Origin of the sequence: Desulfofarcimen acetoxidans DSM 771, assembly GCF_000024205.1 — a bacterium.
Lineage (GTDB): Bacteria > Bacillota > Desulfotomaculia > Desulfotomaculales > Desulfofarciminaceae > Desulfofarcimen > Desulfofarcimen acetoxidans.
The window spans coordinates 2,456,972-2,483,691 of record NC_013216.1 but is presented as its reverse complement, the minus strand read 5'-3'; the positions used below and the strand labels follow the sequence as shown (position 1 = coordinate 2,483,691).

The following is a 26,720-nucleotide window of genomic DNA, read 5'->3' as shown; positions in this document are numbered from 1 at the left end:
TTGGCAATATATAATATTGTTGAAGTTGGCGATCCTGTACTCAGACAAAAGGCTAACCCGGTAAAAAATATAAACTCCAGTATTCATAAATTATTAAAAAATATGGCTGACACTATGTATGACGCTAAGGGTGTGGGTCTGGCCGCTCCACAGATTGGCATATCTAAGCGGGTTGTGGTTGTTGACATAGGTGAGGGGCTCTTGGAGTTGATTAATCCCAGGATAATCAAAGCCAGCGGACAGGAAACTGATACTGAGGGTTGCTTGAGCATACCCGGAACACTGGGACAGGTACCGCGTGCCTCTAAAATTCAAGTGCAGGCACTTAACAGAAATGGGGAGCAGGTCGAGTATCATGTGAAGGGATTTATGGCTCGGGCCGTGCAGCATGAGCTCGATCATTTGGATGGCATTTTATTTATTGATAAAGCAGAAAGTTTAAGAAAACAATTTGAAGATGTTGTTTTGGAAAACAAAGCAAAAGCAAAAGGTTAATTTATAAGCAGAGGCGTTGCAAATGAAAACTGTTTTTATGGGCAGCCCGGATTTTGCCGTACCTTCTCTGGAAAAACTATATAAAATGGGCTTTGATATCGCAGGTGTGGTGACCCAACCTGACCGGCCCAAAGGCAGGGGTAAAAAATTGCTGCCGACTCCGGTAAAAATATTTGCCCAGTCTGCCGGATTAAAAATATTTCAACCTGAAAAGATAAAAACACCGGAATTTATCCGGCTGCTTAGAAATTTAAGTCCTCAGGTAATAGTTGTGGTAGCCTTCGGCCAGCTGCTCTCACCGGAGCTGCTGCAAATACCGCAATTCGGCTGTATTAACGTACATGCCTCCTTGCTGCCTAAATACCGTGGTGCTGCACCAATTCACCGGGCAGTGATCAACGGAGAAAAAGTTACAGGTGTAACCACTATGTATATGGACGAAGGTCTGGATACGGGTGATATGATACTCAGTCAAGAACTGCCGGTAGAAAAACAGGATACTGTGGGCATGGTTCATGATCGCTTGGCTGTCCTGGGAGCTGAGGTCTTGGAGAGGACTTTACAACTGGTGGATGATGGCGAGGCCCCCCGGCAGAAACAGCAGGACAGCAGTGCCACCTATGCGCCGCTATTAACCAAAGCAGATGAAATCATTAACTGGCACAGCAGTGCCAGAGAAATCTGCAATCATATCCGGGGAATGAACCCCTGGCCGGGAACCTGTACTTATCTGGATGGCCAGGTAATAAAAATTTGGCAGGCAACGTACGGGAAGAGGCTGGTTGATGCAATAGGATTACCCGGACAGGTTATGGCATCAGATGCGGGGGGAATTATCATTCAGGCCGGCCAGGATCAGGTTTGTATTAAAGAACTGCAGTTACAGTGCTGCAAGAGAATGATGACGGCTGATTTTTTAAGAGGCAAACAAATTCCGGAAGGAAGGTGTCTGGGGGACTGATTCTAAAGGAGGAAACCTTGATGCAAAATCTGGCCGTTTGTGTACATACGCAAAAAAGACTGTATTTAGGTTTGCTTTTGGCCAGTATTGTGACAATGGTTGCCATGGCAGCATCCATTTGGTACCTCGCCGTTGCTCCTGGCAAATCGTGGTTAGGGATTATCATTTTGTATGGGTTAATCATTGGCGTATGCGGCACTATTCTGATGGCGGCTTTTGGCATATGCGGTATGTTAATTACTATATACCGGTGCAGGTCTGTCAGACTGCTGCAATCACCCATGCGCACAGCAGTCAACTTACTTTTTCCAATAGTACTGGCTCTGGGCAGAATGTGCAAAATAGACAGGGATCGGATTAAAAGCTCTTTTATAGAGGTTAACAACCAGCTGGTATTGGCCCAGCATCTGGTTATTAGCCCACAGCAGCTTTTGTTGCTGCTTCCACACTGCTTACAAAACAGCGAATGCCCGCATAAAATTACCGTGGATATTAATAACTGCCGGCGCTGCGGTAAATGTGCGGTTGGCGACCTGTTGAAACTGCGTGACAGGTATGGATTAGTTGTTGCAATGGTCACCGGCGGTACCTTAGCCCGTAAAATAATGCACCAGTACCGTCCCAGGGCCATAATTGCCGTTGCCTGTGAAAGAGATTTAACCAGCGGGATTCAGGACGCCAACCCTATTCCGGTGCTCGGTGTGACCAATGAACGTCACAACGGGCCGTGTTTTAATACTAAGATAGCTATAACGCGGGTGGAAGAAGCAATCCGGGTATTTTTACCGGACAAGATGAACCCGGTTTAATACTAGCAGGGAGGTAATCCATTGTCTGAAGTTAATGCCCGTGAAATGGCCTTGATAGTTTTAAAAGCCGTTGATCAAGAAGGGGCCTATGCCAATATCGCTTTAAACCAAGTGCTGGAACAAAGAGATTTTAATAAATTAGATCGGGCCTTTACTACTGAATTAGTCTATGGAACTTTACGGGCCTTGAATACAGTTGACTGGGTGCTGGCCCAATTTCTGAAACACCCTTTGTCTTCTCAAACTGCCTGGATACGGAATATTCTTCGCTTGGGTACTTATCAACTCCTGTTTATGCATCGTGTACCGGCCTCCGCTGCCTGCAATGAGGCTGCTAAATTATCACATAAATATGGCCACAAGGGGCAGGTTAAATTTGTTAACGGTGTATTGAGGAATATTGCCAGGCAGCACGAAAACATAGAATATCCTGACTGTGAAAAAGACCCGGTGTCGCATATTTCATTGCGCTATTCACACCCAATCTGGATGGTGGAGCGGTGGTTAAATCAATTTGGCAAGGAGAAGACAATCCGGATTTGCCAGTCTAACAATACACCTGCCAGGTTCTCTATACGTACTAACACATTGCAGATCAACCGCGATAACCTGGCAGAACTGTTAAAACAGCAGGGTATGATTGTCGATAAGACCGGCTTTGCTCCTGAAGGCTTAAATGTTGAGGGATTCACTTCCCTGCGCAATTTCCCTGCCTTTAGAAACGGTCTTTTTCAAGTACAGGATGAAAGTTCCATACTGGCCGGACATGCTGTAAAGCCTGCCGTCAATTGCAGAGTTATTGATGCCTGTGCTGCGCCCGGAGGTAAAACTACTCACCTGGCTCAACTGATGGAGAATAAAGGCGAGATCATCGCTGCGGATATCTACCCGCATAAACTTGATTTAATTGAGGATAATTGCCAGCGTTTGGGCATAAAATGTGTTAAAATAATTAATCTTGATTCACGCACCTTGCATAACAGTTATACCGGTTGGGCTGATTATGTACTGGTTGACGCTCCTTGTTCCGGGTTAGGGGTATTGCGACGGCGGCCTGACGCCAGGTGGCGCAAAGAAGCTGAACAAATACCCGCTCTGGTCAAAATCCAACGCGAAATATTGGAAAGTGCGGCACTGTGTGTAAGACCGGGAGGAGTGCTTGTGTACAGCACTTGTACAATAACTGAGGAAGAAAATATCGAACAGGTAAAATATTTTTTATTAACTCATTTAGACTTCGTTTTAGAGGATATGAGCCGGTTGCTGCCGTCTGAAATAGACTGGCAAAACACTCTTGGGAAGGGTTACATACAAATACTGCCGTACACTCATAATATTGACGGCTTTTTTATTGCAAGAATGCGCAAGAAAAGGGTTTAAAGAACATAGTGTAGAATAAAGATACAAGGGGAAATAGCTTTTGGAAAGTACCGGCCTGATGGATTTAACATTACCACAAATAGAAAACTGGGTTTTACAAGAGGCTATGCCTAAATTCAGAGCCAGACAAATAGCTGAATGGATGTTTCAAAAAGGAGTTGACTCCTTTGACCAGATGACCAATCTACCCCTGGACTTACGAAAAAAGCTTAACCAAACAGCCTATCTGGAAGATTTGCAGGTGATTAAAAAGCAAGTTTCCGCTCAGACAGGTACTGTTAAGTACTTGTTTAAGTTAAAAGACGGCCAGGCTGTAGAAACTGTTTTAATGAGACAAGTTTATGGTTTATCAGTTTGCGTATCTTCACAGGTGGGCTGCAGGATGTCCTGCAGGCTTTGCGCTTCTACACTTTCCGGGCTGGTAAGAAATCTATCCGCCGGAGAAATATATGCCCAGGTAATGTCCGTGCAAAAGGAACAGTCTTCAAGAATCAGCCACGTTGTAATCATGGGTTCGGGTGAACCTCTGGACAATTTTCAGCATACCCTAGCCTTTATGACTAATATTAATGCTGACTATGGTTTAAATATCGGTTATCGTCATATCACCTTGTCGACCTGTGGATTGGTTCCTGAAATACTGGCTTTAGCTGAAAAAAAACTGCCTCTTACACTGGCTGTATCCTTGCATGCCCCTAATAATAAACTGAGGGACAGTATAGTACCTGTAAATCGAAAGTATCCACTGCAAGTACTTCTTAAAGCATGCAAAGACTACACGAAATTAACCGGACGCAGGGTAAGTTTTGAATATGCTTTAATAAAAGGTTTAAATGATACAACCGTATGTGCTCAGGAACTGGCGGATTTATTAAAAAATTTCTCTTGCCACATAAATTTGATTCCTGTCAACCCGGTACCGGAAAGAGGTCTGCAAAGAACACCTGTACAAAATATTCAGAGATTTAAAGATATTTTAGAAAAAGAAGGCTTAAAAGTAACGGTACGCCGTGAAATGGGTTCAGATATTGATGCTGCCTGCGGCCAGTTGAGACATAGCTTTGTGGATAGGCGTAAGGAAGTGTTTTAAGGTGAAAAAAATTAAATTTTTTGACAGCCTGGAAACCAGTTTGGAAAAATATATTGAAGGATTGTTTAAAGAAAAACAGTGCGGAAAAATTCAGCCGGTTGATATTGCTAAAAAGCTTTTTCGAGAAATGAGAGGTGGTAAGCGGATAAGTGTTAACAGTGTCTTTGTACCAAATAATTATATAATATATTTAAACAGTGATGACCTGGAAGCTATTCGACCTTATATCAGTTCACTTACTTTTGAAATGTTGGAATATGTGAAGAAAAAAGCCAGGGAGAGAAAATATACCCTGGTGGGCAGCCCTTCAGTTGATTTTCAATCGGGGGAGCATATCAACATAGGCGATATTAAAGTAAGCGGTTCCTATGATGAAACAAATAAGCCGGTACATACAGCCAAAGAAAAGGATTTTATTGAAGTCAAAAACCTTCGGGGATTTATGAGAAATAATAACGGGCGGAAAACCGGGAGAACAGAGATAACAGAAGACCATCCGGAAAATACCCAAAAATATTTCTTTAATAATTCAGGTATTAATTCAGAAAATGAGCTGGCCTGCCTGCAAATCAAGGAGGGTCCTGACAAAACTAAATTCTTTCAACTGACACAGGACAAGTTTGTCATAGGCAGAGATCAGGATTGTGATATTGTTCTTTCTGACAGCAGCATTTCCCGTCGCCATGCCGTTTTGGAGAAAACGGGAAAGCTCTATGTAATACGTGATTTAAACAGCACCAACGGAACTTTTATCAACGGTGTAAAAATTACGGAAAAAATCATTCAGCCGGAGGACGAAATTAAACTGGGTACCACAATATGCTATATTAGGATGGATTAAGGTGGGTTTAATTACATCTGTAGCTCTGCGCTACTTATTTTTAATAATCTTTTATGTCTTTATATTATATTTAATTAAAATAATATTTCGTGATATCAGGCAACAACAGGAACTCCCTGAACCTGAGGAGCAATGCAGAGGACAATTAAAAGTTGTCCAAGCGGAAGAGCAATATTTTGAACCGGGCGAGTGCTTTGTTTTTACTGATATTTTGTGTATTGGACGTGACAACAGTAATGACATTCATATAAATAAAGATGTTGTATCCAAGAAACATGCCCGTATAACCTTGCATAAGAATCGCTATTGGCTGGAAGACTTAAAAAGCTTAAACGGCACAAAATTAAATAACAAGCCTCTAAAAAAACCTGCGGCATTAAGCGAAGGTGATGAGATTAATGTTGGTGGGGTTACTTTTAAATTCGAGAGGTGCACATATGAAGTGGAGTAAAATTTCTGATACCGGTAAGGTAAGGCAGAACAATGAAGACAGTTTATTAGTATGTGAAGACTTGAAACTGTTTGCAGTTGCCGACGGTATGGGCGGCCATAAAGCTGGTGAAGTAGCAAGCCAGTTAGCGCTTCAAGTATTGGAAAAGGAACTCAAAAGTTCAATATACCGGCAAGAGAATCCAGTTGATATTTTAAGAAAAGCTGTACTGGAGGCAAATGCCAGTGTATACAACCTATCTCATAATAACCTATCGTACCGTGGTATGGGGACTACAGTTACGGCTGCCTGTATAATGGGAAAAGATTTATATATAGCTCATGTAGGTGACAGCAGAGGTATAATAATCAGCAACGGCATGATAAACCAGTTAACGGAAGATCATTCTTTTGTTCAAAAGTTAATTAATGAAGGCGAAATTACCAGTGAAGAAGCCAGAGTACACCCGCGAAGGAATATAATTACCAGAGCACTGGGTACGGAACCTGTTCTGGAAGTAGATATTTACAGTTATACGGTTAAAAGAGGCGATTTAGTTTTGTTATGCACGGATGGCTTAACTAATCATTTATTGGACAGGGAAATTCAGGACATGCTTATAAATGCATCTGATTTAGATCATGGTTTGCAAAGCTTACTGGCCTTAGCTTTAGAACGGGGCGGTCAGGACAATATTACTGCGATACTCGTGGAGATCGAATAAATATGATACAATACAGGTTTTTGCCGGAGCGCAAAACAGAAGGACGTTTACTGAGTTTGGTTGGTTTATACCTGCTAATAGGCGGCTTAGTTCTGTTTTTAACAGATAAACCTGCTGCTGAGGACAATCTTCCCCTGCTTTCAATATTGCCGGTAATGCTCGCTTTTGCTGCGGTTAGTATTTATTGGCGTTTTACCGGCTATAAGGGAGATCAGCTTTTACTGCCCATGGTTGCTTTTCTTTCCGCCAATGGTTTGATATTTTTGTTGAGACTGGATCCTGCATACGCGCTGCGGCAGGCTGCCTGGCTGGCCATAGCCCTGGTTTGCCTGGTTTTAATTACAGGTTATTGCCGCAATTACTTGTTTCTGTCTGACTACCAATATATATACGTACTGGCAGGTGTCGTACTGCTTATTTTGCCAATATTCTTTGGTATTGAACAAGGCGGTGCCAAGAGCTGGCTTAATTTCGGTCTTTTTCAGGTGCAGTCTTCAGAATTTGTAAAAATATTATTGGTTTTATTTTTAACAGGTTACCTGACTGAGAACAGGCCGGTATTAGCGGTAGGAAATATGAATTTGGGGTTTATTTCTATACCTGAGGCCAAATACTGGGTACCCTTGATAGCCATGTGGGCTGTTTCCCTTTTGTTGTTGGTATTTCAAAAGGATTTAGGTACAGCGCTTATCTATTTTGGTACTTTTCTTGCTATGCTTTATATAGCCACGGCCCGGCTTTCTTATATTTTCAGCGGTATGGCACTTTTTTTACTGGGTGCCGGTTTCAGTTATCAATTTTTTTCCCATGTCCGCACAAGAGTTTTGGTCTGGTTAAACCCTTGGCCTTACAGTGATACCTCAGGGTATCAAGTTATTCAATCTATAGTAGCCCTGGCTTCCGGCGGAATCACAGGCAATGGTTTTAATGCCGGATTTCCCAAGTTTATTCCGGCGGTACATACTGATTTTATTTTTTCTGCTATCGGAGAAGAAATGGGGTTTTTAGGTGGAGCAGGCATAATACTAATCTACTTGTTAATGGTCTACAGAGGTTTGAGAATCACCTTATCTTCCCGTGATGACTTTTCTATGCTGTTAGCAGCTGGTTTAACTGTTTTAATAAGTTTTCAGGCTTTTATTATCATTGCCGGGGTAACTAAACTTTTGCCTTTAACCGGAGTCACCCTGCCTTTTGTTAGTTATGGCGGCAGTTCCCTGGTAGCAAACTTTGTCCTGCTGGGTCTTTTGCTAAACGTATCAAACGAGGCTGAACAATTATGAGAAAAAATATTATTAAAATCGGTTTATTATTGCTTGGCAGTTTTTGTTTTCTGATTTTATATTTGTCTTACATTCAAATCATTAAAGGACCTGATTTGGAAGCTTCTGAACATAATAAAAGAATTTTGGCCTATGAAAAATTAATCCACAGAGGACGTATCTTGGATTGTAATGGTGATGTATTGGCCTATTCGGAGGATAACTCTAATAAAAGAATTTACACCAAGGGTGGGGAACTTTCCCCGGTGCTTGGTTTCATATCAGAAAGATACGGAAGAACAGGTATTGAAGCAGCCGGTGACCGCTATTTACTCGGTATTACACCGGACAGTCGTTTTGACAAGTTTATCAGTCGTATGTCAGGCGAGAAATCAAACGGTTATGATTTAACCTTAACTATAGACGCTAATATACAATCTTTGGCCATGAAATTATTGGCACAGCGCAAGGGTGCCGTTGTTGTGCTTAACCCCGGCAACGGTGAGGTTTTGGCTTTAGCCTCAACTCCCACCTTTGATCCGAATCAGGTTGATGAAACCTGGTCACAATTAACCACTGATCCTGACAGTGCTTTATTAAACCGGGCTACTCAGGGGGCTTATCCACCCGGATCTGTATTTAAATTGGTTACCGAAGCGGCAGCTTTGACCAATAATCCTCAAGTAGCGAATGAAGTGTTTACATGTCCCGGTTATTTGGATGTTCAGGGTTTCAGGTTAAAGGATAACAGTGTGCACGGGCAATTGCAATTATCAAAAGCTCTGGCCGTTTCCTGCAATACTACCTTTGCTCAACTCGGTTTGAGTTTGGGTGCGGAAAAGTTTACTAAAGCGGCGGAGGGTTTTGGTTTTGGCCAAAAACCGCCTTTAGAAATACCTGTGAGAGCTTCAACTCTTGCACCTGTAGACAAATTGACAGGTACGCAACTGGCGACCACTGCTATAGGTCAGGGAGATGTGCTGGCAAGCCCGCTGCAAATGGCTCTGGTTGCCGCCGCAGTTGCTAATCAGGGCGTAATCATGCAGCCTCATTTGTTTAGTGAGGTGAAAGACAGTGCAGGCAATATTATATATAAGCACCAGCCGAAAGTTTGGTTAAATGGCGCATCCTCTCAAGTAACAGAGGAAATTAAGAAGGGTATGGAAATGGCAGTAGTAGCCGGGACAGCCGGAAAAGCCTCTGTTCAGGGATTTCAGGTTGCCGGAAAAACCGGTTCCGCGGAAAATCCCAATGGCAAGGCACATGCCTGGTTCATAGGTTTTGCCCCGTCAGAACACCCGCGTTATGTAGTGGCAGTGATTGTGGAAAACGCCGGAGCGGGAGGAGCTGTGTCAGCTCCGGTGGCCAAAGAAATATTTTCAGCATTATTATAGAAAGTAATTAATAAAAGTTGGTTATAATTTTAGAGGTGAAGAAAATGATCGGTAAACGTTTGGGAGACCGGTTTGAAATCATTGAACAACTTGGCGGCGGGGGAATGGCTGTAGTTTATAAGGGCAGGGATACTCTCTTGCACCGCCTGGTAACTATTAAAGTACTAAGACCGGAGTTTGCCTCGGATGAAGAATTTGTAAAAAGTTTTCGCCGGGAAGCACGGGCTATCGCCAGCCTGTCTCATCCCAACATTGTGAATATTCATGATGTTGGACAGGAAGATCATATTCAATACCTGGTTATGGAGTATATAGACGGGGATAACTTGAAAAATCTCATAAAAAAGATGGGGGCCCTGTCCACGCATCAGGCAGTACAGATTGCTTTGCAGGTATGCGCCGCTTTGGAGCACGCGCATGAGAACAATATTGTTCACCGCGATGTTAAACCGCATAACATACTTATAACAAACAACGGTAAAGCCAAGTTAACCGATTTCGGTATTGCCGCTGAGACCACGGCTGCCACTATGACACATACAGACACGATTGTTGGTTCAGTACATTATCTGTCGCCTGAACAGGCGCAGGGTGAAGAAGCGGGCAGCAAATCGGACATTTACTCGCTTGGCGTAGTGCTGTATGAAATGCTTACCGGTACTCTCCCCTTCACCGGTGACAATCCTATTGCTATTGCTTTAAAACATATTAAAGATGTGCCTGTGCCTTTAAGAAACATCAAACCTGATATTTCAAATAAACTTCAAGATGTAGTTTTAAAGGCCATCAGTAAAAATCCGGAACACCGGCAGTCTTCTGCCAGGGAGTTGGCTCTGGAACTTCAGGCAGCAGAAACAACTCTGCCCGCAAAAACCGGTGACCTGGACGCAACACTGATTATACCGGTTGATGATTTTAATACCAGACTCATACCTGTGACAAAAGTCAGGTCAACCGGTGCAAAAGATTCCGGAGAAAATCATAATAGCGTCATTACGTCTCAAAATAAAAGTAAACGTCCTCTGACTTGGGTTGCTGTTATATTAGTTTTAATAGGTCTGGCCATTGGTGGGACGCTGGTTTTTCGCAATATTTTGACTGTGCCGGACGTTACACTTATTGATGTAACAAACGATACTGCCAATGAAGCCATTACGCGCCTGAATCAAGCCGGTTTTCCGGATGTCAGGACCGAAGAAAAATATGATTTAAAAGAAAAAGGGAAAGTGGTTTCGCAAAATCCCGCCCCCAATACAATCGTGAAAAAAGGCCGTACGATCCTATTGTATATCAGCAAAGGACCTGAAATGAAGACAGTGCCTAATCTGCTTGGTAAGAGCAGGCAAGAGGCTTCCATAGAAATCAGCAATAAAGGTTTTGTCATGGCGGAAAGTGATCCTGTATTCAGCAGTGATATTGAGAAAGATAAAGTAGCGGTGCAATCACCTTTAGCGAATCAAACCGCTGCAATGGGCAGTAAAATATCTGTATCCTTTAGCAAGGGACCTCAAATAATCACGCATGAAATGCCAAATCTGATAGGAAAGAATCTGGATGAGGCACAAAGCCAGCTGCAGCAGCTTAAATTAAACTCGACAGATGGTATTACCCGCCAATCCAGTGATCAATACCTGCCAGACCAGGTAATAACACAGACTCCGACTCAAGGAAGCAGTGTACAGGAAGGATCTTCCGTGTCTTTGGTGGTTAGCAATGGCCCGGGACCCACACCTAAAGATGCTACCGTGGAATTTAAGGTAACCAACGACGGTAAGGAGCATAATGTTAGGATACAAGTAACAGACATTCGCGGCACAAAAGAACCCTATAACGCTGTACACGCATCTGGAGAAGCTGTATCAAAAACGGTACGTTATTACGGCAAAGCCAATATTATAGTTTATATAGATGATATCAATGTTTTTGAAAAATCTATGGATTAGTTTTAATTAATAAGAGATTTAAGGAGGTAGCGGCATGTGATAGAGGGAACAGTAATCAAGGGATACGGTGGTTTCTACTACGTTAAAGATGATCAAAAGTATGTTTGGGAATGCAAGCCCAGGGGCCGTTTTAAAATAGAAAAGCAGCTGATTTTAGTAGGTGACAGGGTACAAATAAAAACTATAAATAAGAAAAACGGTGTAGTGGAAAAAGTATTGCCCCGTATAACCGAGTTAGTGCGCCCTCCGGTAGCTAATATCGATTGTGCAATAGTAGTTTTTGCATTAAAAAGCCCGGAACCCAACTTAAATTTACTGGATCGATTTATACTGCTGGCTGAAGCCGGAAAGACGGAACCGGTAATCTGTTTTAATAAAGTTGATTTACTTAGTAATGAGGAGGTAACACCGGTACTGGATATTTATGATAAAATAGGTTACCGGACAATAGTCACCAGCGTTAAAACAGGAGCAGGCTTAGAGGAACTGAGAGCTGTTTTAAAAGATCATATATCGGTTTTTGCCGGGCCTTCAGGGGTGGGTAAATCCAGCCTTTTAAACGCGGTGCAGCCAGGCCTGCAGTTAAAAACGGGAGAGATAAGTGAAAAACTGCAAAGAGGCAGGCATACAACCAGGCATGTAGAATTACTGGAACTTGATAACGGTGGCTATGTTGTAGATACTCCCGGATTCTCCAGTCTGTATTTACCTCAAATGCTTAAAGAAGAACTGGCAGGATTTTTCCCTGAAATGAATAATTTCTGGCAAAACTGTCGATTTAACGGCTGCCTGCATAACCAGGAACCTGACTGTGCTGTTAAGAGTGCTGTAGAATCCGGTGAAATCAACAAAGAACGATATGCGCATTATATAATGTTTCTAGAGGAAATTGTGTTTCATGAAAGGAGATTTTATAAATGATAAAGATTGCCCCCTCTATTCTTTCAGCGGATTTTTCTATGCTCAAGGAGGATGTGCAAAGAGTAGAGGCTGCCGGAGTTGATTGGCTGCATATTGATGTTATGGACGGGCATTTTGTGCCCAACATTACTATGGGACCGGTTGCAGTGCAGGCTTTAAGGCCACACAGCAAGCTTTTTTTCGATGTGCACTTGATGATTGAAAAACCGGAACAGTTTATTGATCAATTCGTGCGGGCCGGAGCTGACTTAATTACAGTGCATGCTGAGGCCTGCACACACCTGCACCGTACTCTTGCTTTAATTAAAGAAAAAGGTATTAAGGCCGGTGTAGCTTTGAATCCTTCAACACATCAGGATACAATAGAATATGTTTTATCTATGGTTGATCTTGTTCTGCTTATGACTGTTAATCCGGGCTTTGGCGGACAAGCTTTTATTCCGGAGATTATAGGGAAAATTAAAAAAGTTAAAACCATGCTGGAACACCAGAATGTAAATTCGGAAATACAGGTAGATGGGGGAATAAACATAAAAACAGCACCGCTGGTTGCCCGGGCAGGTGCTACTGTTCTGGTTGCAGGATCGGCTATATTCGGTGCACAGGATCCGGCTGTGGCAGTTGAAGAAATAAGGAAGGCTGCGAAAGCCAGGTATAAAGGCAATGTCTGTCATATGGGTGTTAAGAGATAAAATCAGATAACACACAATAATTAATAAGTTATTTAATTAAGCACCATTAGCAAAGATGGTGCTTTTGAGTTTATTTCAGGGCAACTCTCAGAAAGACTATTTTTCCATTAAAGGTAAACTAACGGCAAAGGTTGTGCCTTCGCATTCGCTGACCTGAAAGGAGATGGAACCTTTCAGGTAACGCTCGGTAAGGAGTTTCATGCTATAGGTTCCCAAGCCTCTTCCTATACCCTTGGTAGAAAAAGATCTTTGAAAAATCTGCAACTGCACCACCCTGGGCATAACCAGAGAATTATTTACCCAGAATTCTACCGATTTTTCCCGTTTTTTTACTCCGATTTTTATAGTATCCCCCTTTGTGGAGGATTCCAAGGCGTTTTTTATCATATTAGCCAGTATTCTTTTTAATATAACCGGATCAGTATTAAAGCAAACATTGTCGCTGTCGACAGCTATTTCTAATATTTTTCCCATAGCAATCTGGTGGTTTAAAAACTGTTTAATAGTTTCTCTGATTAAAACTATAGATTGAACTGAACGTAATTCAATAACTAGTTCGTTATTTTCAGCATAAACTAAATCCCTCTGACTTTTAATCTCTTCCAATAAAGTATTGGATATATCTGTTATATCCTTAATAATATTCCTTGTCTGAGGTGGTTGCTCATTTATATCAATCAATTGTATAAGACCGTGCAACCCTCCCGCGGTATTAATAACATCGTGGAAAAATATGCATTCCAAAGCCTTTCTTCTTTTTTCATCACTGATATTGGTGATAAAAATAATCACAAAGTCTTGCATATCCAGAGAAAAAGGTGCGGCTGTTACCATCAACTCCAAAGATACATCTTTCTTACCATTACTTATAGTAATTCTGCACTCCTTGGAATTTTTTTCACCCTTTTGTCCGGCAAGAATAGCTAAAGCTGCGCCGCAAGTACTGCAATATTCACTTGTTCCACAGCCGGCCTCATTCCTATGTGAGTGAATGCATTTTAGGGCTTCACCCGGCCTGCGCCCTATAACCTTCTTGGTGTCATGATCAGCCATATCAATAAACTCTAAAAAAGCTTCGTTGTAATATACTATTTGGCGGTATTGATTAAGGAGTATCACAACCCCGGAAGCATCCAATAAACAACTGATTTTTTCTAATTTTTTTAAATGATCCGCTTGATTAGTAACCTCGTCAGGATGTAATCTGGCCGGCTCAGCAAAGTATGTAAAGTTATTTTCAAATAATAATCTGTTCAAATGTTAAACCTCCGGGCATAATATCTTTAAAATTAAATCATGTACTGTGTTTTATAAGCAAAATTACTATATATTTTAATATATCATGCGTAGAAAGTTATGCATATAATTGCTTCATCAGTTTTTTCCACTTTATAAATTAAAAAATGACTAATTGCTTATAATTTTCATTATAAACTAAATGCATAATTTTATGCAACGTATGTTATGTTATAAATTAATTTTTTAGAAAATATATCTTAAAAGTTAAAATCAAAAGGACAAGCTGTTTTGTAGATGATATTAATAGTGGTAATAAAGAAGTACTATCCTTAGCACACTTTTTTATGTTTGAACTATACACAGATTTTTTGAAGATTGATATATGGATTCCAGATTATATTATTGACATTGCGGACTTGCAGGGCATATAATTAAAAGGTGGATCAATATTATAAGAAAGTATCACAAATTAATACACTTTATCTTCAGGGACGGGTGAAATTCCGTACCGGCGGTATGGCCTAAATATAGCCGAGCCCGCGAACCCGTAAGGGTTGATCCGGTGAAAAGCCGGGGCCGACAGTTAGAGTCTGGATGGGAGAAGGTAGAGGGCAGTAATATTTTTGTCTTTTTTTGAATTTTTCTTATGGCAAAAGTATTATTTAGTGTGTCCTTATTAGCATTTCACCCTGGAGATAGTTTCTCCGGGGTTTTGTGTTTTTTAATCGAATTTGTGCAGGTGATTTTATGGATGAACAGTATATGAAAATGGCTCTGGATTTAGCAGCCAGGGCCAGAGGAAGGACAAGTCCCAATCCTATGGTAGGCTCTGTTATAGTTAAAAACGGAGCAGTAGTTGGCAGAGGCTATCATAAGAAGGCCGGTACGCCTCACGCGGAAATACACGCCTTGAAGGAAGCCGGCGAGGCTGCCAGAGGAGCTACTATTTATGTCACCTTAGAGCCCTGCTGCCACCATGGCCGTACCGGTCCTTGCACCGAGGCCATATTGTCAGCGGGCATTAAACGGGCAGTCGTTGCTATGACCGATCCCAATCCTCTGGTAGCCGGAAAAGGACTGGACATACTAAGAAAGGCGGGCGTGGAGGTAGTATCCGGACTGTTGGCAGAAGAAGCCGCTAAATTAAACGAGGTATTTATTAAATACGTAAGTACCGGAATGCCTTTTGTGCTGTTAAAAACAGCTATGAGCCTGGATGGCAAAATTGCCGCTTATACCGGTCATTCCCGGTGGATTACGGGATCGGCTTCACGTGCTTACGTTCACCACCTGCGTGACAGCTATGATGCCATATTAATTGGCATAGGAACTTTAATGGCAGACAACCCTTCTCTGACTGCAAGACTCTCCTGCCCGGAAGATGGAGTTAAAGGAAAAGATCCTGTGCGTGTAATAGTTGACAGCCTGGCCCGTACACCTCCTGAGGCTAAAGTTTTGACTCAAATCTCTGCCGCTCCGACTATTATTGCAATAACAGCTGCAGCACCCGAAGAAAGAGTGCAAAAGCTTGTTGCTGCGGGAGCACAAATAATCATTGCCGGAAACGGGCCTAAGATCGATTTGCCATACTTATTTAAGTCCCTGACCGCTATTGATATAACCAGTATATTAATTGAAGGCGGTGCTGCGGTAAATGCTTCTGTTTTGGAACAAAAACTGGCAGATAAGCTTTTGTGGTTTATAGCTCCTAAGATCATCGGCGGTAAAGAGGCACCCGGCCCGGTGGGAGGGCGAGGAGTTGCGGCAGTCAGTGAAGCGCTGCTGCTGGAGCGCATATCTGTTCAGCGTTTCGAAGAGGATATTTGCCTGGAGGGTTACCTCAGAAAATAAAATTGCCTTTTGGTAAAGTAAGTTAAAGCTAGAATTTAATCGGGGTGTGTTAATTATGTTTACCGGTTTGGTGGAAGAGTTAGGCGTACTTCAATCAGTACGCCACGGCGCAGCTTCGGCACAGTTAAACATAGCTGCCGGTAAGATCACACGGGGAATAAAAATTGGTGACAGCATAGCTGTTAACGGGGTTTGTCTAACAGCAATAAAGTTTGGCGGCCAGGGTTTTACCGCTGATGTTATGGCTGAAACACTGTCTAAGACGAATTTGGGTAATTTAAAACCCGGTGATCGCGTAAATTTGGAGCGGGCACTAAGCCTGGGAGACAGATTAGGCGGTCACCTGGTAAGCGGTCATATTGACGGTGTGGGAATTATTGCCAATAAAGAAATACAGGATATTGCCATCTTAATTACGATTAAGGCACCGCCAGAGGTTATGCGTTATATCATAAAAAAAGGTTCCGTAGCAATAGACGGCACCAGCCTGACAATAGTAGATTTTACAGATGACAGTTTCCTGGTATCACTTATACCGCATACAGCCAAAGAAACCACTCTTGGCTTTAAAACACCGGGAGATACGGTTAATCTGGAAGGGGATATTATCGGCAAATATATTGAAAGGTTACTGCAAGCCAGAGAAACCTTACCGGCAGGTAAGCGTGATGAGAAAACCTTGGTATCTATGGGATTTTTGGCGGAACACGGATTTGTATAGTTATAAAAAATACTGGCAAGTGGAGGGTCTGAACATGAAATTTAGCACTATCGAAGAAGCTATTGAAGACATCGCGCAAGGGAAGATCTTGGTTGTGGTAGATGATGAGGATCGGGAAAATGAGGGTGACCTGATCATGGCTGCAGATAAAGTAACCCCTGAAGCGGTTAACTTTATGGCAACATACGGACGAGGCTTAATCTGCATGCCAATACTGGGTGAAAGACTGGATGAACTGGATCTCCCTGCTATGGTCAACAATAACACCGACCCTAACGGAACAGCCTTTACTGTTTCTATCGATCATAAAGACACCACTACAGGAATCTCGGCGTTCGAGCGCGCTGCTACCATTAAAGCTGTGCTTGATCCGGCAACCAAGTCGGAGGATTTGCGGCGTCCGGGGCATATATTTCCCCTGCGAGCCCAAGAAGGCGGGGTACTGCGGCGTGCCGGGCATACAGAGGCGTCAGTAGACCTGGCTAAAATGGCCGGTCTTCATCCTTCAGCCGTAATATGTGAAATCATGAAAGAAGACGGAACTATGGCCCGAATACCGGAACTTATGGATTTCGTTAAAGAACACGGGTTGAAAATAATTACTATTGCCGATTTGATTGAATACCGCCGTAGAACAGAAAGATTAATCCGTCGGGTTGAAGTTGTGAAACTGCCGACTAGATTCGGGGAGTTTACAGCCGTTGCTTATGAAAGCCTGTTGGACGGTAAGGGGCATATAGCTCTGGTTAAAGGTGAACCGGATAAAAGCCAGGCGCCTCTGGTGAGAGTACACTCGGAATGCCTGACCGGTGATGTTTTTGGTTCCTCTCGCTGCGATTGCGGTGATCAATTAGCGCAGGCAATGCGCATGATTGAAAAAGAGGGAACCGGTGTATTGCTATATATGCGGCAGGAAGGAAGAGGCATAGGTTTGCTCAATAAAATTCGCGCCTATAAGCTGCAGGATGAAGGCAAAGATACAGTTGAAGCTAATGAAGCGCTTGGTTTTCCGGCCGATTTGAGAGATTACGGCCTGGGTGCTCAGATTCTTGCCGATCTGGGATTGAGCAAAATTCGTTTAATTACCAATAATCCTCGTAAAATAGCCGGCCTGGAAGGCCACGGCCTGGAAGTTATAAAGAGAGTTCCTATAGAGATTTGTCCGGGAGAGTATAATAATTATTACCTTTCCACCAAAAAAGCAAAACTAGGACATATGTTAAATATTAACTGATTGGGAGGAGTTATTAAACATGCAGAAGACATTCGAAGGACATTTACTGGGACAAGGACTTAAATTCGGGTTGGTTGTAGGTCGCTTTAACGAATTCATCACCAACAAACTGCTGTCGGCTGCCCTTGATGGTTTAAAACGTCATGGAGTTGCAGATGAAGATATAGAGATTGCCTGGGTGCCGGGAGCATTTGAAATACCCTTTGCAGCCAAGGCAATGATTGCAAAAAAAGAATATCATGCAGTTATATGTTTGGGAGCAGTAATTCGTGGTGCGACGCCTCATTTTGATTATGTCGCAGCCGAGGTTTCTAAAGGAATAGCTAAAATAGGTCTGGACACAGGTGTGCCGGCAATATTTGGAGTTCTTACGGTAGATACTATAGAACAGGCTGTTGAACGGGCCGGTACAAAAGCAGGCAATAAAGGTTGGGATGCTGCAATAACTGCAATCGAGATGGCAAATTTAATGAAAAGTTTATCTGAGTAAAAGCGGTTGGCAGTTATGCTGAGAAGGAGTTGAACCGTTAGTGGATGTTTCATTAATCAAATCACTCAAAGAAGTAGAGGAACTAAAAGTCTCCACGGAAAACAGACTTTTTTCCGCCAATAATGATGAAATAATGCGCGGTTTAACCACCGATATATATTTCATAAAGACCAGAGAAATTTTAAAGGAGCTCAACTTGCTTCAAACATCTGTAACTGCCGAGGTATTTGCCGGCAGAGCAGGGGGTATGCTAGCCGGAGTAGCTGAGGTTAAAAACCTATTGAAAGATAAAAATATTGAAGTTTGGTCATTGCCGGAGGGTGAGTTTTTTAAAGAAAAAGAAGTTGTTATGAGGATTCAGGGTAAGTATGATGATTTTGGCATATATGAAACCGCCTTTTTAGGGATGCTGGCCAGTTCCAGCGGTTGGGCCACAGCCAGTCATTATATCAAGAGCCTGGCCGGAAATAAACCCGTAATTTGTTTCGGAGCCCGCCATGTTCACCCCGCAGTTGCCCCGGTTATGGAGAAGGCGGCTGTTACCGGAGGTGCTGACGGTGCCAGCTGCATACTGGGGGCCAAATTAGCCGGTGTAGAACCCAGTGGTACAGTTCCGCACGCGGTTTTCCTGATAGTCGGTGATACTGTTAAGGTAGCTCAAGCCTACAAAACTGTAATGCCGTCAGGTTCGCCGGTAATAGTGCTGGTTGATACCTTCAAAGATGAGGCAGAGGAAGCCTTAAGGGTAGCGGAAGCACTGGGGAAAGATTTAAACAGTGTCCGTCTGGATACTCCCAGTGAAAGGGGTGGTGTAACTCCCGGGCTGGTGAGAGAAATCAGAGCACGTTTGGATCAGGCCGGTTACCCGCAGGTTAAAATACTGGTTTCCGGCGGAGTAAATCCAGAGCGATTGCCTGGTCTAGTAGAAGCCGGTGCTGATGCTTTCGGTGTGGGCAGCTACATCTCCAACGCTCTGCCAATAGATATGACTATGGATATTAAGGAAATTAATGGCATACCAATTGCTAAACGAGGAAGAATTCCGGGACAGACCCAGGCCCCCAGATTAAAAAGAATTCTATAATGATAAGATTATAAAATTATATTATTTTTAATATTTTATTTGTTTTACTTAATTTTTTTTGGTGTTATAATTATAACATGGTTTTAAAATACATTTCGAAAGGGGCAAAAAGTATGGAAAAATGGGAATGTGACGTTTGCGGCTATGTTTATGATCCAGCTGAAGGTGCGGATGACGTAGAACCAGGCACAGCTTTTGAGAATTTACCTGAAGACTGGGTATGCCCTGTGTGCGGTGCGGATAAGAGCCAGTTCAGCAAGGTATCCTAAGATGAGCATGCAGGTTGTTCCTGGTGTTAGCTGGGTAGGTGCTAAAGATCCCGACTTGCGAATATTCGATATTGTTATGGAAACAAAGTATGGTACCACTTATAATGCTTATCTAATACAAGGTCAAGAAAAAACAGCACTAGTTGAAACAGTTAAATCACGTTTTTATGATGAGCTAAAACAAAGAATCGAAGAAATAGTGCCGCTTAGTGAGATTGATTATGTAGTAGTAAATCATACTGAACCGGATCACAGCGGTTCTCTGGGAAGATTGCTGCTGGAAATGCCCAAAGCTACCGTAGTAGCCTCTAAAGTAGCTCTTCGCTTTTTAGGGCAACAAATAAACAGGGATTTTAACCAGCAAGTGGCTGTTGACGGAGATAAACTGGATCTGGGCGGTAAAACCCTGCGGTTTATTAACGCGCCGTTTTTGCACTGGCCGGATTCTATGTTTACTTACTTGCTTGAGGATAAGATCTTATTTTCCTGCGATGCTTTTGGTTGCCATTACTGCGGTGATTCTGTTTTTAATGATGAAGTTGGCGATATAAGCGAATCTTATAAATATTATTTCGATGTAATTGTAAAACCTTTCCGCCGCTATGTGTTGGAAGCTGCTGAAAAAATTAAAGATTTGGATATTCAAATTATTGCACCCTCACACGGGCCTATTTTGCGCAAGGATCCATGGAGCTATGTGCAAATGTACGCTCAGTGGTCACAGCAAACCAAGGATTCCGCAGCAGCTAAAAGTGTCTTAATATTATATACCTCAGCCTATGGCTATACCACGCAATTGGCGGAAGCAATAGGTAAAGGACTTTCTGATGCAGGGTTGCAAGTTGAGATTCTGGAATTTACAAATTACCCGCAAAACGAAATTATAGATAAGATTGAGAATGCCGATGCTTTTCTTATCGGATCGCCTACAATTAACCGTGATGCGGTGCCGCCTGTCTGGCAGCTTTTATCAGGTGTATCTGCCATTATCAATAACGGTAAACCAGCCGGAGCCTTCGGTTCATACGGTTGGAGCGGTGAGGCTGTAAAGCTTGTTGAACGTCGCTTGCAAGACCTGCAACTTAAGGTGCCTGTACCTGGGGTAAGAGTTAATTTTGCCCCCTCTGAAGCTGATTTGCAACAGGCAAAGGAATTTGGCTATAGCTTTGGAGAAGCTGTCAAAGGAAATTCCTAAGAATATCTTGATCACATAAAAAGCAATAAACTCCCCCCGTTAATTAACGGGGGGAGTTTATTGCTTTTTATATAATAAAGTACAAATTTATATTGTATAAGCAAGGTTATTACTATCGCATAATTTCCGGCGGGTACGAGTGCTTGCGGCTTTCTTGAAAGTTGCTTTGAACGACTTTCGAGAAAGATAAAGCCTTTTTGGGGCAGGCCTCCACACAAGAACTACATTTTAAACAGTCATTGTCACCCATGACAGCAAAACCTTTATAATCATATGGTTTTAATTGCATCGGACAGACTTTGGTACATAGTTTGCAAGAAACACAATTATCTGAAATGTACAAAGGCTTTTTACCCTTAGACAGCCAGTTGGCTATTGTTCCCATAGGACAAATATGGCACCATGTTCTCGGGTGAAATAGCGTGCCGAATATAATGCCTGCCGCTGTAGTGATAGTCAACAGCCTGATTAGCACCAGTCCCATACTGTTTAGATTACCCCATACCTGATAAAACTGAATACCGATTACCGACATGATTAAAAGCACCATAAAGATACGAACTGATTTCTTACGGAAAAAACCTGGAATTTGAACATTGCGGCTAATTTTTCCTAACAGCAGGTCATAAAAAGCACCTCTTGGACACATCCAATTGCACCAGCTTCTGCCTTTATATAATGCAAAGCCTACAGCACCCAGCATGCACAGAAACAGCAGGAAACCTGCAGCGGGATAAATCCAACCGGCTGCAATAACCGCCGGTAAAACCCAGAAGGTATACTTTTGGTAGGTTGCTCTTTTTATTTGAGCAGAGTTCAATTTCCTCATAGTTTCTCACTCCTTATTTAGTGATTAAAGCTTTTTTGCTGTTTCATCTGAAACAGAGTAACATATTTCATTTCCCCCGCGTTTTCCTTCAATAATTTCTGTTCTTTTCAATATAGCTAATTGACTGTAGAGGGAAAATTGCGATTGTTTTAAACATTGCATGGCGCAGCCGGCAAGCCTGTAATAATATGTAATCTAATCGGGTGGGGCAGTGCTTTTAAGATCAGAGATGGTTTTTATACTTTTCTGGTATCCGGCGGTAACACTTCCCGTACTTCATTATTATTTAGGAGCTATATTTAATTATCTATTTATTACGATATTACAATATATCCGCTCTAATGTCAACAGTATTTTACACGCTTTACAGTGTCGGAGAACAAATAAAAAAGAGGAAATTAAAAACAACCGGAACATCCAGTGTGTTTTTAATTTCCTCTTTTTTCTCATACTTTAGTAAATTATACCTATATTGGATTTATGGATAAGTTAGGTTGCTACTGCATAATTTTCAGCGAGCAAAAAGTGCCTGTGGCTGCTCGAAAGTCGATTAAGGCGACTTTCGAGCTAAATTTGACCTAACCTGCCGGCAGCCTCAGACAGCATTTCTTTTATCGGCAGGTTATAAGGGCACTTTTCCTCACACTCACCGCATTGTATACAGGCAGCAGCTGAAGTTTTCAAGCCGCGATAACGTTCTTTGGCCCAGCCTTGTAAATTATACCTGGTATAATAAGTATCAAGTAAAAATACCATTGGTATTTCAATTCCCTGCCGGCAGGGCTGGCAGTATTCACACCTACGGCAAAAAGCCTGTCCCAACTTTTTGGCTTCTTCTTCAAGAATTCTTTTTTCAGCAGGTAACAACGGTAAAAAATTATGGGCTGCCAGAACATTTTGATCAACCTGTTCAACTTTATCCATACCGGGGATAACTGTAGATAGAGGGTATTCCAAAATAAAGCGCAAAGCTAATTCAGGGTTCTGGAGAGCTCCACCTGCTAGTGGTTTCATGATAATAATGCCGGTATTAGTTTTTACAGCCAGGTTTAAAAGTGCTTCTGCCTCTTTTGCCTCGACCGCATTGAATGGAAACTGAACTGTTTCTATTTCCTCCGTTGCCAGAGCCTCTAACAATATTGGCAATATATGTCCGGTTATTCCTATGTGTTTAATAAGTCCTTGAGCTTTGGCTTTTTTTAATGCTCCCAGTGCGCCTTGAGCACTCAATACTTGTTCTAACGCCGCTTTATCCTTAACATTGTGCAACTGATAAAGATCAATATAATCAACACCCAGTGTCTGCAGACTCTTGTTAATATCTATTGTTATTCCTTCAGCAGTCCTGTCCATTGACTTAGTGGCAATGTAGACCTGTTGTCTCCTGTTTTTTAGAGCAACGCCAAGTTTGGCTTCGCTGTCAGTATACCCTCTGGCAGTATCAATGAAATTTATCCCAAGATCAAGAGCTCTGTTAATAATTAATGTTGCTTCTTTTTCCGTTACCCTTTGTATAGGAATGCCCCCGAAACCGATCACAGAGACATTTAAACCGGTTTTGCCCAACACTCTGTATTTCATATAAACCTCCGCTAGATATATTTTTTTCATATAGTACCATAACTTTTCATTGATTTCTACCTTAGATAAAGGGAAATTATGTGGTGCTGACATTGATTAGGTTATATACACTTGTACTTCATTATACAATGACTTATCTGCAAATCTGTCATAAACATAATTTCCTAGAGTATAAAAAATACCGGGGTTATCTCTAATATCAGAGGTCCCCGGTATCGTTTCTATCGTTTTGTTTTGAAAGTCTCGCATTTTGTTTGATCTGATGTACCTGCGCTACTAACTTTATTGCGGTCTACCTGAATCATTGGTGCACCACATTTGACGTTAGAGTTATACTCACATTCCGTTACTGAGCATTTAATATCCGGCATATTAATCACCTCCTCCGATTATTTAATATTCCATTGTTTTTATAAACATATGCGATAATAATTTAAAAACAATTGGTTTTCTATAAATTTTACCTGTTTGCTTTTTTAATAACTGGTATTATTGGAACTATTGATTTATAATTTATTTAGTTTATCAGCTAGTGGGGGACGTCATGCAAAAACAAAAAATTTGGCATATCAAGGAAAACGACTTAGCTACCCAGTCCATAATAACCAAGGAATTAGGCGTTTCACCTATTTTAGCGCAATTAATGGTTAATCGTGGTTTAGGCACTGTTGAGCAAATTAAAAACTTTATGGAGTATGATTTATCCAGTTTAAATAATCCATATATTTTGCAAGATATGCAGAAAGCTGTAAACAGAATTATTGAAGCAGTAAACAGGAGCGAAAAAATACTTATCTACGGTGATTATGATGTTGACGGCATAACAGGAACAGCTTTATTGGTTGGCGCGCTCAGGAGATTAACCGATCATGTGAACTATTATATACCGCACCGTATAAAGGAAGGTTACGGCCTGCACAAGGAAGCTGTGGAAAAAGCTGCTGGGCAGGGTTACTCTTTAATTATTACGGTTGATTGTGGTATAAGCGGTAAAGAAGCGGTAGATTGGTCTGTGCAAAACACTAAAACAGATATAATTATTACTGATCATCATGAACCGCCGCCTGTTTTGCCAGCCGCGTTAGCGGTAATAAATCCTAAGAGGAAGGACTGCGAGTACCCTTTTAAAGAACTGGCTGGAATTGGAGTAGCATTAAAGCTTGTGCAGGCTGTATATGCAGCAGCCAATATGAGTAGTGAGACATGGAAGGAATATTTGGATATAGTTTGTCTGGGTACAATTGCCGATGTTGTGCCTCTGCTGGGAGAAAACCGGATTTTAGTTAAATACGGTTTACCCTATCTCACCAAAACATCCAAAAAAGGCTTAATAGCGTTGATTAAGGCATCGGGATTGCGAGGCGATATTACCTCGGGCCAGGTTGGGTTTGTTTTAGCTCCCAGATTAAATGCCGCCGGGCGTCTGGGGGACCCTTTCATGGCAGTAGAACTTCTTCTCACCGAAGATGAAGCTCAGGCAAATCAGATTGCAGTTGTTTTGGACGAGAAGAACCGTAAGCGCAAAAGTGTGGAAGATGCTGCACTTAAAGAAGCTATACAAATGATTGAACGGGAAATAAGTTTTAAACAGAGTAAAGTTTTGGTATTGGCTTCTGAGGAATGGCACCCGGGGGTTATCGGTTTGGTAGCATCACGTTTGGTGGAACGTTATTACAAGCCGGTATTGGCTATTGCTTTAGACGGGGAACAGGGTAAAGGTTCTGCCAGGAGCATTCCCGGTTTTAACTTATATCAGGCTCTTGAGCATTGCGGAAAGAATCTTTCAGGATATGGCGGACACACCATGGCAGCCGGATTTTCTCTTAAAAGAGAGTCTCTGGATAATTTTATTAGAGAAATAAATGTTTATGCTGATGAAGTTATAAGTGAGGATTTATTGGTTCCTGTTATGAATCTGGACGGTATATTTTCACTTAACGATATAACTGAACAGGTTATCGCTGAAATAGAAAAGCTGGCGCCTTTTGGCCAGGCTAATCCCGGGCCCTTGCTATGCTGCCCGGAAATACAGGTAGTTAACTTTAAGGGGGTGGGAAAGGAAGGGGAACACCTAAAAATTAAAATACGCAAGGAAAACGGCTTTATTGACGGCATAGGCTTTAATCTGGCCTCTTATTCGGAAATGCTGGCAACAGCTGAGAGAGTAAATCTGGCCTTTGTACCGGAAATTAATGAGTGGCAAGGCAAACGTCATATAAGTTTGCGTATAAAGGATATTCAGGCGGACACAAACATATATCGAGATAGTACCGGCAGTCAATCAATAAATTTTACCCTGGCTCAAGAGGCAAATTGTTCAACTAAAAATACTTACTTGATGTTTCAACCTGAGTATATCTTACAGGAAATAATTGAATATAATACAAGTAATCAAATATTTTTACCGGACCTTAGCGGGCGATTAATTTTTCCTGATGCAAATTTGCAGATAAGTTTATCCCCTGATACAATAATCACTGATAAAAGGAATTCTTCTGAACGAATTAACCGTTTGCTTGCAACTGAATTTGCCAAATTAACTTTAATAATGGTTGGCTGTGGTTATCAAACAGTTGAATTGAGCCGGTTTTTAATGAAGTCAAGACCTGATTTAAAGAATCGGGTAAGATTTTTGCACCTGTCCATGCGGGAAGAAGAGATTAACATGGTCATTAATGATCTGTACGCGGGGAAAATACTCGTGCTTGTTACTACTCTGCAATCAGCCAGTGGACTAAAGCTAAGCGATCTAAATAAAATAATGCTGTTTCACTTGCCTTTTACACGCAAGGAATGGGGATTGCTTTGCTATTTGTTAAAAAATATTGCTGTTTCTGTTCAACTTGATTTAGTATTTGGCCGGCATGACCGGGGGATCAATCAACAAAGGCTGGATTCTGTCATGCCTTTTCGCAATAATTTAGCCAACTTGTTTTCATACCTGAGGCAAGTAATTACAAAAGCCGGCAAGCCAACCATAGAATTAAATCTGGCAGCAATTGTTAATAACTTAAATAATAACAAATTAGTGCGCTTATCCAATTTCATGATTCAATTAGGTATGAATGTTTTTAAGGAAATCGGTCTGCTGGAATACCAGAGAGAAGGTTCAAATTATCAAGTTAAGCTGCTGCCCACACCAAAGGAAAAATTCAACCTGCCGGAATCAGTCACTTATAACAGGTGGCAGAATATTTGGGAGGAAACAAAACTATTTTCACAGTTGCTGTTAAAAACACCGTCAGAGGACTTCTATTATAAATTATAATATGGGGAGGTTATATT

25 protein-coding genes and 1 riboswitch are annotated in these 26,720 nt (G+C 41.8%); of the genes, 21 read left to right on the top strand and 4 right to left on the bottom strand.

The window, feature by feature from the left end:
* The 13 genes from def to rpe are packed head-to-tail and all read left to right on the top strand — an operon-like array spanning window position 1 to window position 12,942.
* Window positions 1-495 (top strand): peptide deformylase, encoded by a 495-nt coding sequence (def, locus tag DTOX_RS11330; protein WP_015757828.1) that lies wholly within the window; start codon window positions 1-3, stop codon window positions 493-495.
* A gap of 22 nt (window positions 496-517) precedes the next feature.
* On the top strand, window positions 518-1,456 hold the full coding sequence (gene fmt, locus DTOX_RS11325; protein WP_015757827.1) for a methionyl-tRNA formyltransferase: 939 nt from the start codon (window positions 518-520) through the stop codon (window positions 1,454-1,456).
* A 20-nt stretch (window positions 1,457-1,476) separates the two neighbouring features.
* Window positions 1,477-2,265, top strand: a complete 789-nt coding sequence (locus DTOX_RS11320; protein ID WP_015757826.1) for a DUF116 domain-containing protein — start codon at window positions 1,477-1,479, stop codon at window positions 2,263-2,265.
* A 21-nt stretch (window positions 2,266-2,286) separates the two neighbouring features.
* Window positions 2,287-3,645 (top strand): 16S rRNA (cytosine(967)-C(5))-methyltransferase RsmB, encoded by a 1,359-nt coding sequence (rsmB, locus tag DTOX_RS11315; protein ID WP_015757825.1) that lies wholly within the window; start codon window positions 2,287-2,289, stop codon window positions 3,643-3,645.
* Window positions 3,646-3,685: 40 nt separating this feature from the next.
* On the top strand, window positions 3,686-4,735 hold the full coding sequence (gene rlmN, locus DTOX_RS11310) for a dual-specificity RNA methyltransferase RlmN (RefSeq protein ID WP_015757824.1): 1,050 nt from the start codon (window positions 3,686-3,688) through the stop codon (window positions 4,733-4,735).
* A gap of 1 nt (window position 4,736) precedes the next feature.
* Window positions 4,737-5,576, top strand: a complete 840-nt coding sequence (locus DTOX_RS11305; RefSeq protein WP_015757823.1) for an FhaA domain-containing protein — start codon at window positions 4,737-4,739, stop codon at window positions 5,574-5,576.
* A gap of 1 nt (window position 5,577) precedes the next feature.
* Complete coding sequence (locus DTOX_RS11300) at window positions 5,578-6,027, top strand: FHA domain-containing protein (RefSeq protein ID WP_015757822.1); 450 nt, start codon at window positions 5,578-5,580, stop codon at window positions 6,025-6,027.
* Complete coding sequence (locus tag DTOX_RS11295) at window positions 6,014-6,730, top strand: Stp1/IreP family PP2C-type Ser/Thr phosphatase (RefSeq protein ID WP_015757821.1); 717 nt, start codon at window positions 6,014-6,016, stop codon at window positions 6,728-6,730. Before DTOX_RS11300 ends, DTOX_RS11295 begins: the two co-directional genes overlap by 14 nt.
* 2 nt (window positions 6,731-6,732) lie before the next feature.
* Window positions 6,733-8,013, top strand: coding sequence for an FtsW/RodA/SpoVE family cell cycle protein (locus DTOX_RS11290; protein WP_015757820.1), 1,281 nt, complete (start codon window positions 6,733-6,735; stop codon window positions 8,011-8,013).
* Entirely contained in the window at window positions 8,010-9,386 is a 1,377-nt protein-coding gene (locus DTOX_RS11285; protein ID WP_015757819.1) for a peptidoglycan D,D-transpeptidase FtsI family protein, read from the top strand. Before DTOX_RS11290 ends, DTOX_RS11285 begins: the two co-directional genes overlap by 4 nt.
* A 44-nt stretch (window positions 9,387-9,430) precedes the next feature.
* Window positions 9,431-11,329 carry a Stk1 family PASTA domain-containing Ser/Thr kinase gene (gene pknB / locus DTOX_RS11280; protein WP_015757818.1) on the top strand — a complete coding sequence of 633 codons (1,899 nt, stop codon included), beginning with the start codon at window positions 9,431-9,433 and terminating at the stop codon, window positions 11,327-11,329.
* Between the two features lie 36 nt (window positions 11,330-11,365).
* On the top strand, window positions 11,366-12,250 hold the full coding sequence (gene rsgA / locus DTOX_RS11275) for a ribosome small subunit-dependent GTPase A (RefSeq protein ID WP_015757817.1): 885 nt from the start codon (window positions 11,366-11,368) through the stop codon (window positions 12,248-12,250).
* Entirely contained in the window at window positions 12,247-12,942 is a 696-nt protein-coding gene (gene rpe / locus DTOX_RS11270) for a ribulose-phosphate 3-epimerase (RefSeq protein WP_015757816.1), read from the top strand. Before rsgA ends, rpe begins: the two co-directional genes overlap by 4 nt.
* A 96-nt stretch (window positions 12,943-13,038) precedes the next feature.
* Here rpe and DTOX_RS11265 read toward each other — a convergent pair whose 3' ends face one another.
* Window positions 13,039-14,199: a sensor histidine kinase gene (locus DTOX_RS11265; protein WP_015757815.1), complete on the bottom strand. Its 1,161-nt coding sequence runs from the start codon at window positions 14,197-14,199 to the stop codon at window positions 13,039-13,041.
* Window positions 14,200-14,658: 459 nt separating this feature from the next.
* Window positions 14,659-14,791, top strand: a riboswitch (FMN riboswitch).
* 137 nt (window positions 14,792-14,928) lie between these two features.
* Between DTOX_RS11265 and ribD the strand changes: the two genes are divergently transcribed.
* The 7 genes from ribD to DTOX_RS11230 all read left to right on the top strand — a co-directional run bounded on the left by ribD (window position 14,929) and on the right by DTOX_RS11230 (window position 21,025).
* Window positions 14,929-16,032, top strand: coding sequence for a bifunctional diaminohydroxyphosphoribosylaminopyrimidine deaminase/5-amino-6-(5-phosphoribosylamino)uracil reductase RibD (ribD, locus tag DTOX_RS11260; protein ID WP_015757814.1), 1,104 nt, complete (start codon window positions 14,929-14,931; stop codon window positions 16,030-16,032).
* Between the two features lie 55 nt (window positions 16,033-16,087).
* Window positions 16,088-16,753 (top strand): riboflavin synthase, encoded by a 666-nt coding sequence (locus DTOX_RS11255; protein ID WP_015757813.1) that lies wholly within the window; start codon window positions 16,088-16,090, stop codon window positions 16,751-16,753.
* Between the two features lie 34 nt (window positions 16,754-16,787).
* Window positions 16,788-17,987, top strand: a complete 1,200-nt coding sequence (locus DTOX_RS11250) for a bifunctional 3,4-dihydroxy-2-butanone-4-phosphate synthase/GTP cyclohydrolase II (protein ID WP_015757812.1) — start codon at window positions 16,788-16,790, stop codon at window positions 17,985-17,987.
* 19 nt (window positions 17,988-18,006) lie between these two features.
* The gene (gene ribH / locus DTOX_RS11245; protein WP_015757811.1) at window positions 18,007-18,477 is read left to right on the top strand and encodes a 6,7-dimethyl-8-ribityllumazine synthase; all 471 of its coding nucleotides are present in this window, start codon (window positions 18,007-18,009) and stop codon (window positions 18,475-18,477) included.
* 40 nt (window positions 18,478-18,517) lie between these two features.
* Complete coding sequence (locus DTOX_RS11240) at window positions 18,518-19,561, top strand: nicotinate phosphoribosyltransferase (protein ID WP_015757810.1); 1,044 nt, start codon at window positions 18,518-18,520, stop codon at window positions 19,559-19,561.
* Window positions 19,562-19,674: 113 nt separating this feature from the next.
* Window positions 19,675-19,830: a rubredoxin gene (locus DTOX_RS11235; RefSeq protein ID WP_015757809.1), complete on the top strand. Its 156-nt coding sequence runs from the start codon at window positions 19,675-19,677 to the stop codon at window positions 19,828-19,830.
* A 1-nt stretch (window position 19,831) separates the two neighbouring features.
* Complete coding sequence (locus tag DTOX_RS11230; RefSeq protein WP_015757808.1) at window positions 19,832-21,025, top strand: FprA family A-type flavoprotein; 1,194 nt, start codon at window positions 19,832-19,834, stop codon at window positions 21,023-21,025.
* Between the two features lie 112 nt (window positions 21,026-21,137).
* Here DTOX_RS11230 and DTOX_RS11225 read toward each other — a convergent pair whose 3' ends face one another.
* The 3 genes from DTOX_RS11225 to DTOX_RS25330 form a co-directional block, all read right to left on the bottom strand.
* Window positions 21,138-21,854: a 4Fe-4S binding protein gene (locus DTOX_RS11225; protein WP_015757807.1), complete on the bottom strand. Its 717-nt coding sequence runs from the start codon at window positions 21,852-21,854 to the stop codon at window positions 21,138-21,140.
* A gap of 567 nt (window positions 21,855-22,421) precedes the next feature.
* Window positions 22,422-23,435 carry an aldo/keto reductase gene (locus DTOX_RS11220; protein ID WP_015757806.1) on the bottom strand — a complete coding sequence of 338 codons (1,014 nt, stop codon included), beginning with the start codon at window positions 23,433-23,435 and terminating at the stop codon, window positions 22,422-22,424.
* Window positions 23,436-23,656: 221 nt separating this feature from the next.
* A complete protein-coding gene (locus tag DTOX_RS25330; protein ID WP_015757805.1) occupies window positions 23,657-23,806 on the bottom strand; it encodes a DUF1540 domain-containing protein in 150 nt (49 codons plus the stop codon).
* A 173-nt stretch (window positions 23,807-23,979) separates the two neighbouring features.
* On the opposite strand from DTOX_RS25330, the gene recJ reads away from it, so the two are divergent.
* Window positions 23,980-26,703, top strand: a complete 2,724-nt coding sequence (gene recJ, locus DTOX_RS11215) for a single-stranded-DNA-specific exonuclease RecJ (protein ID WP_015757804.1) — start codon at window positions 23,980-23,982, stop codon at window positions 26,701-26,703.
* Window positions 26,704-26,720: the final 17 nt, after the last annotated feature.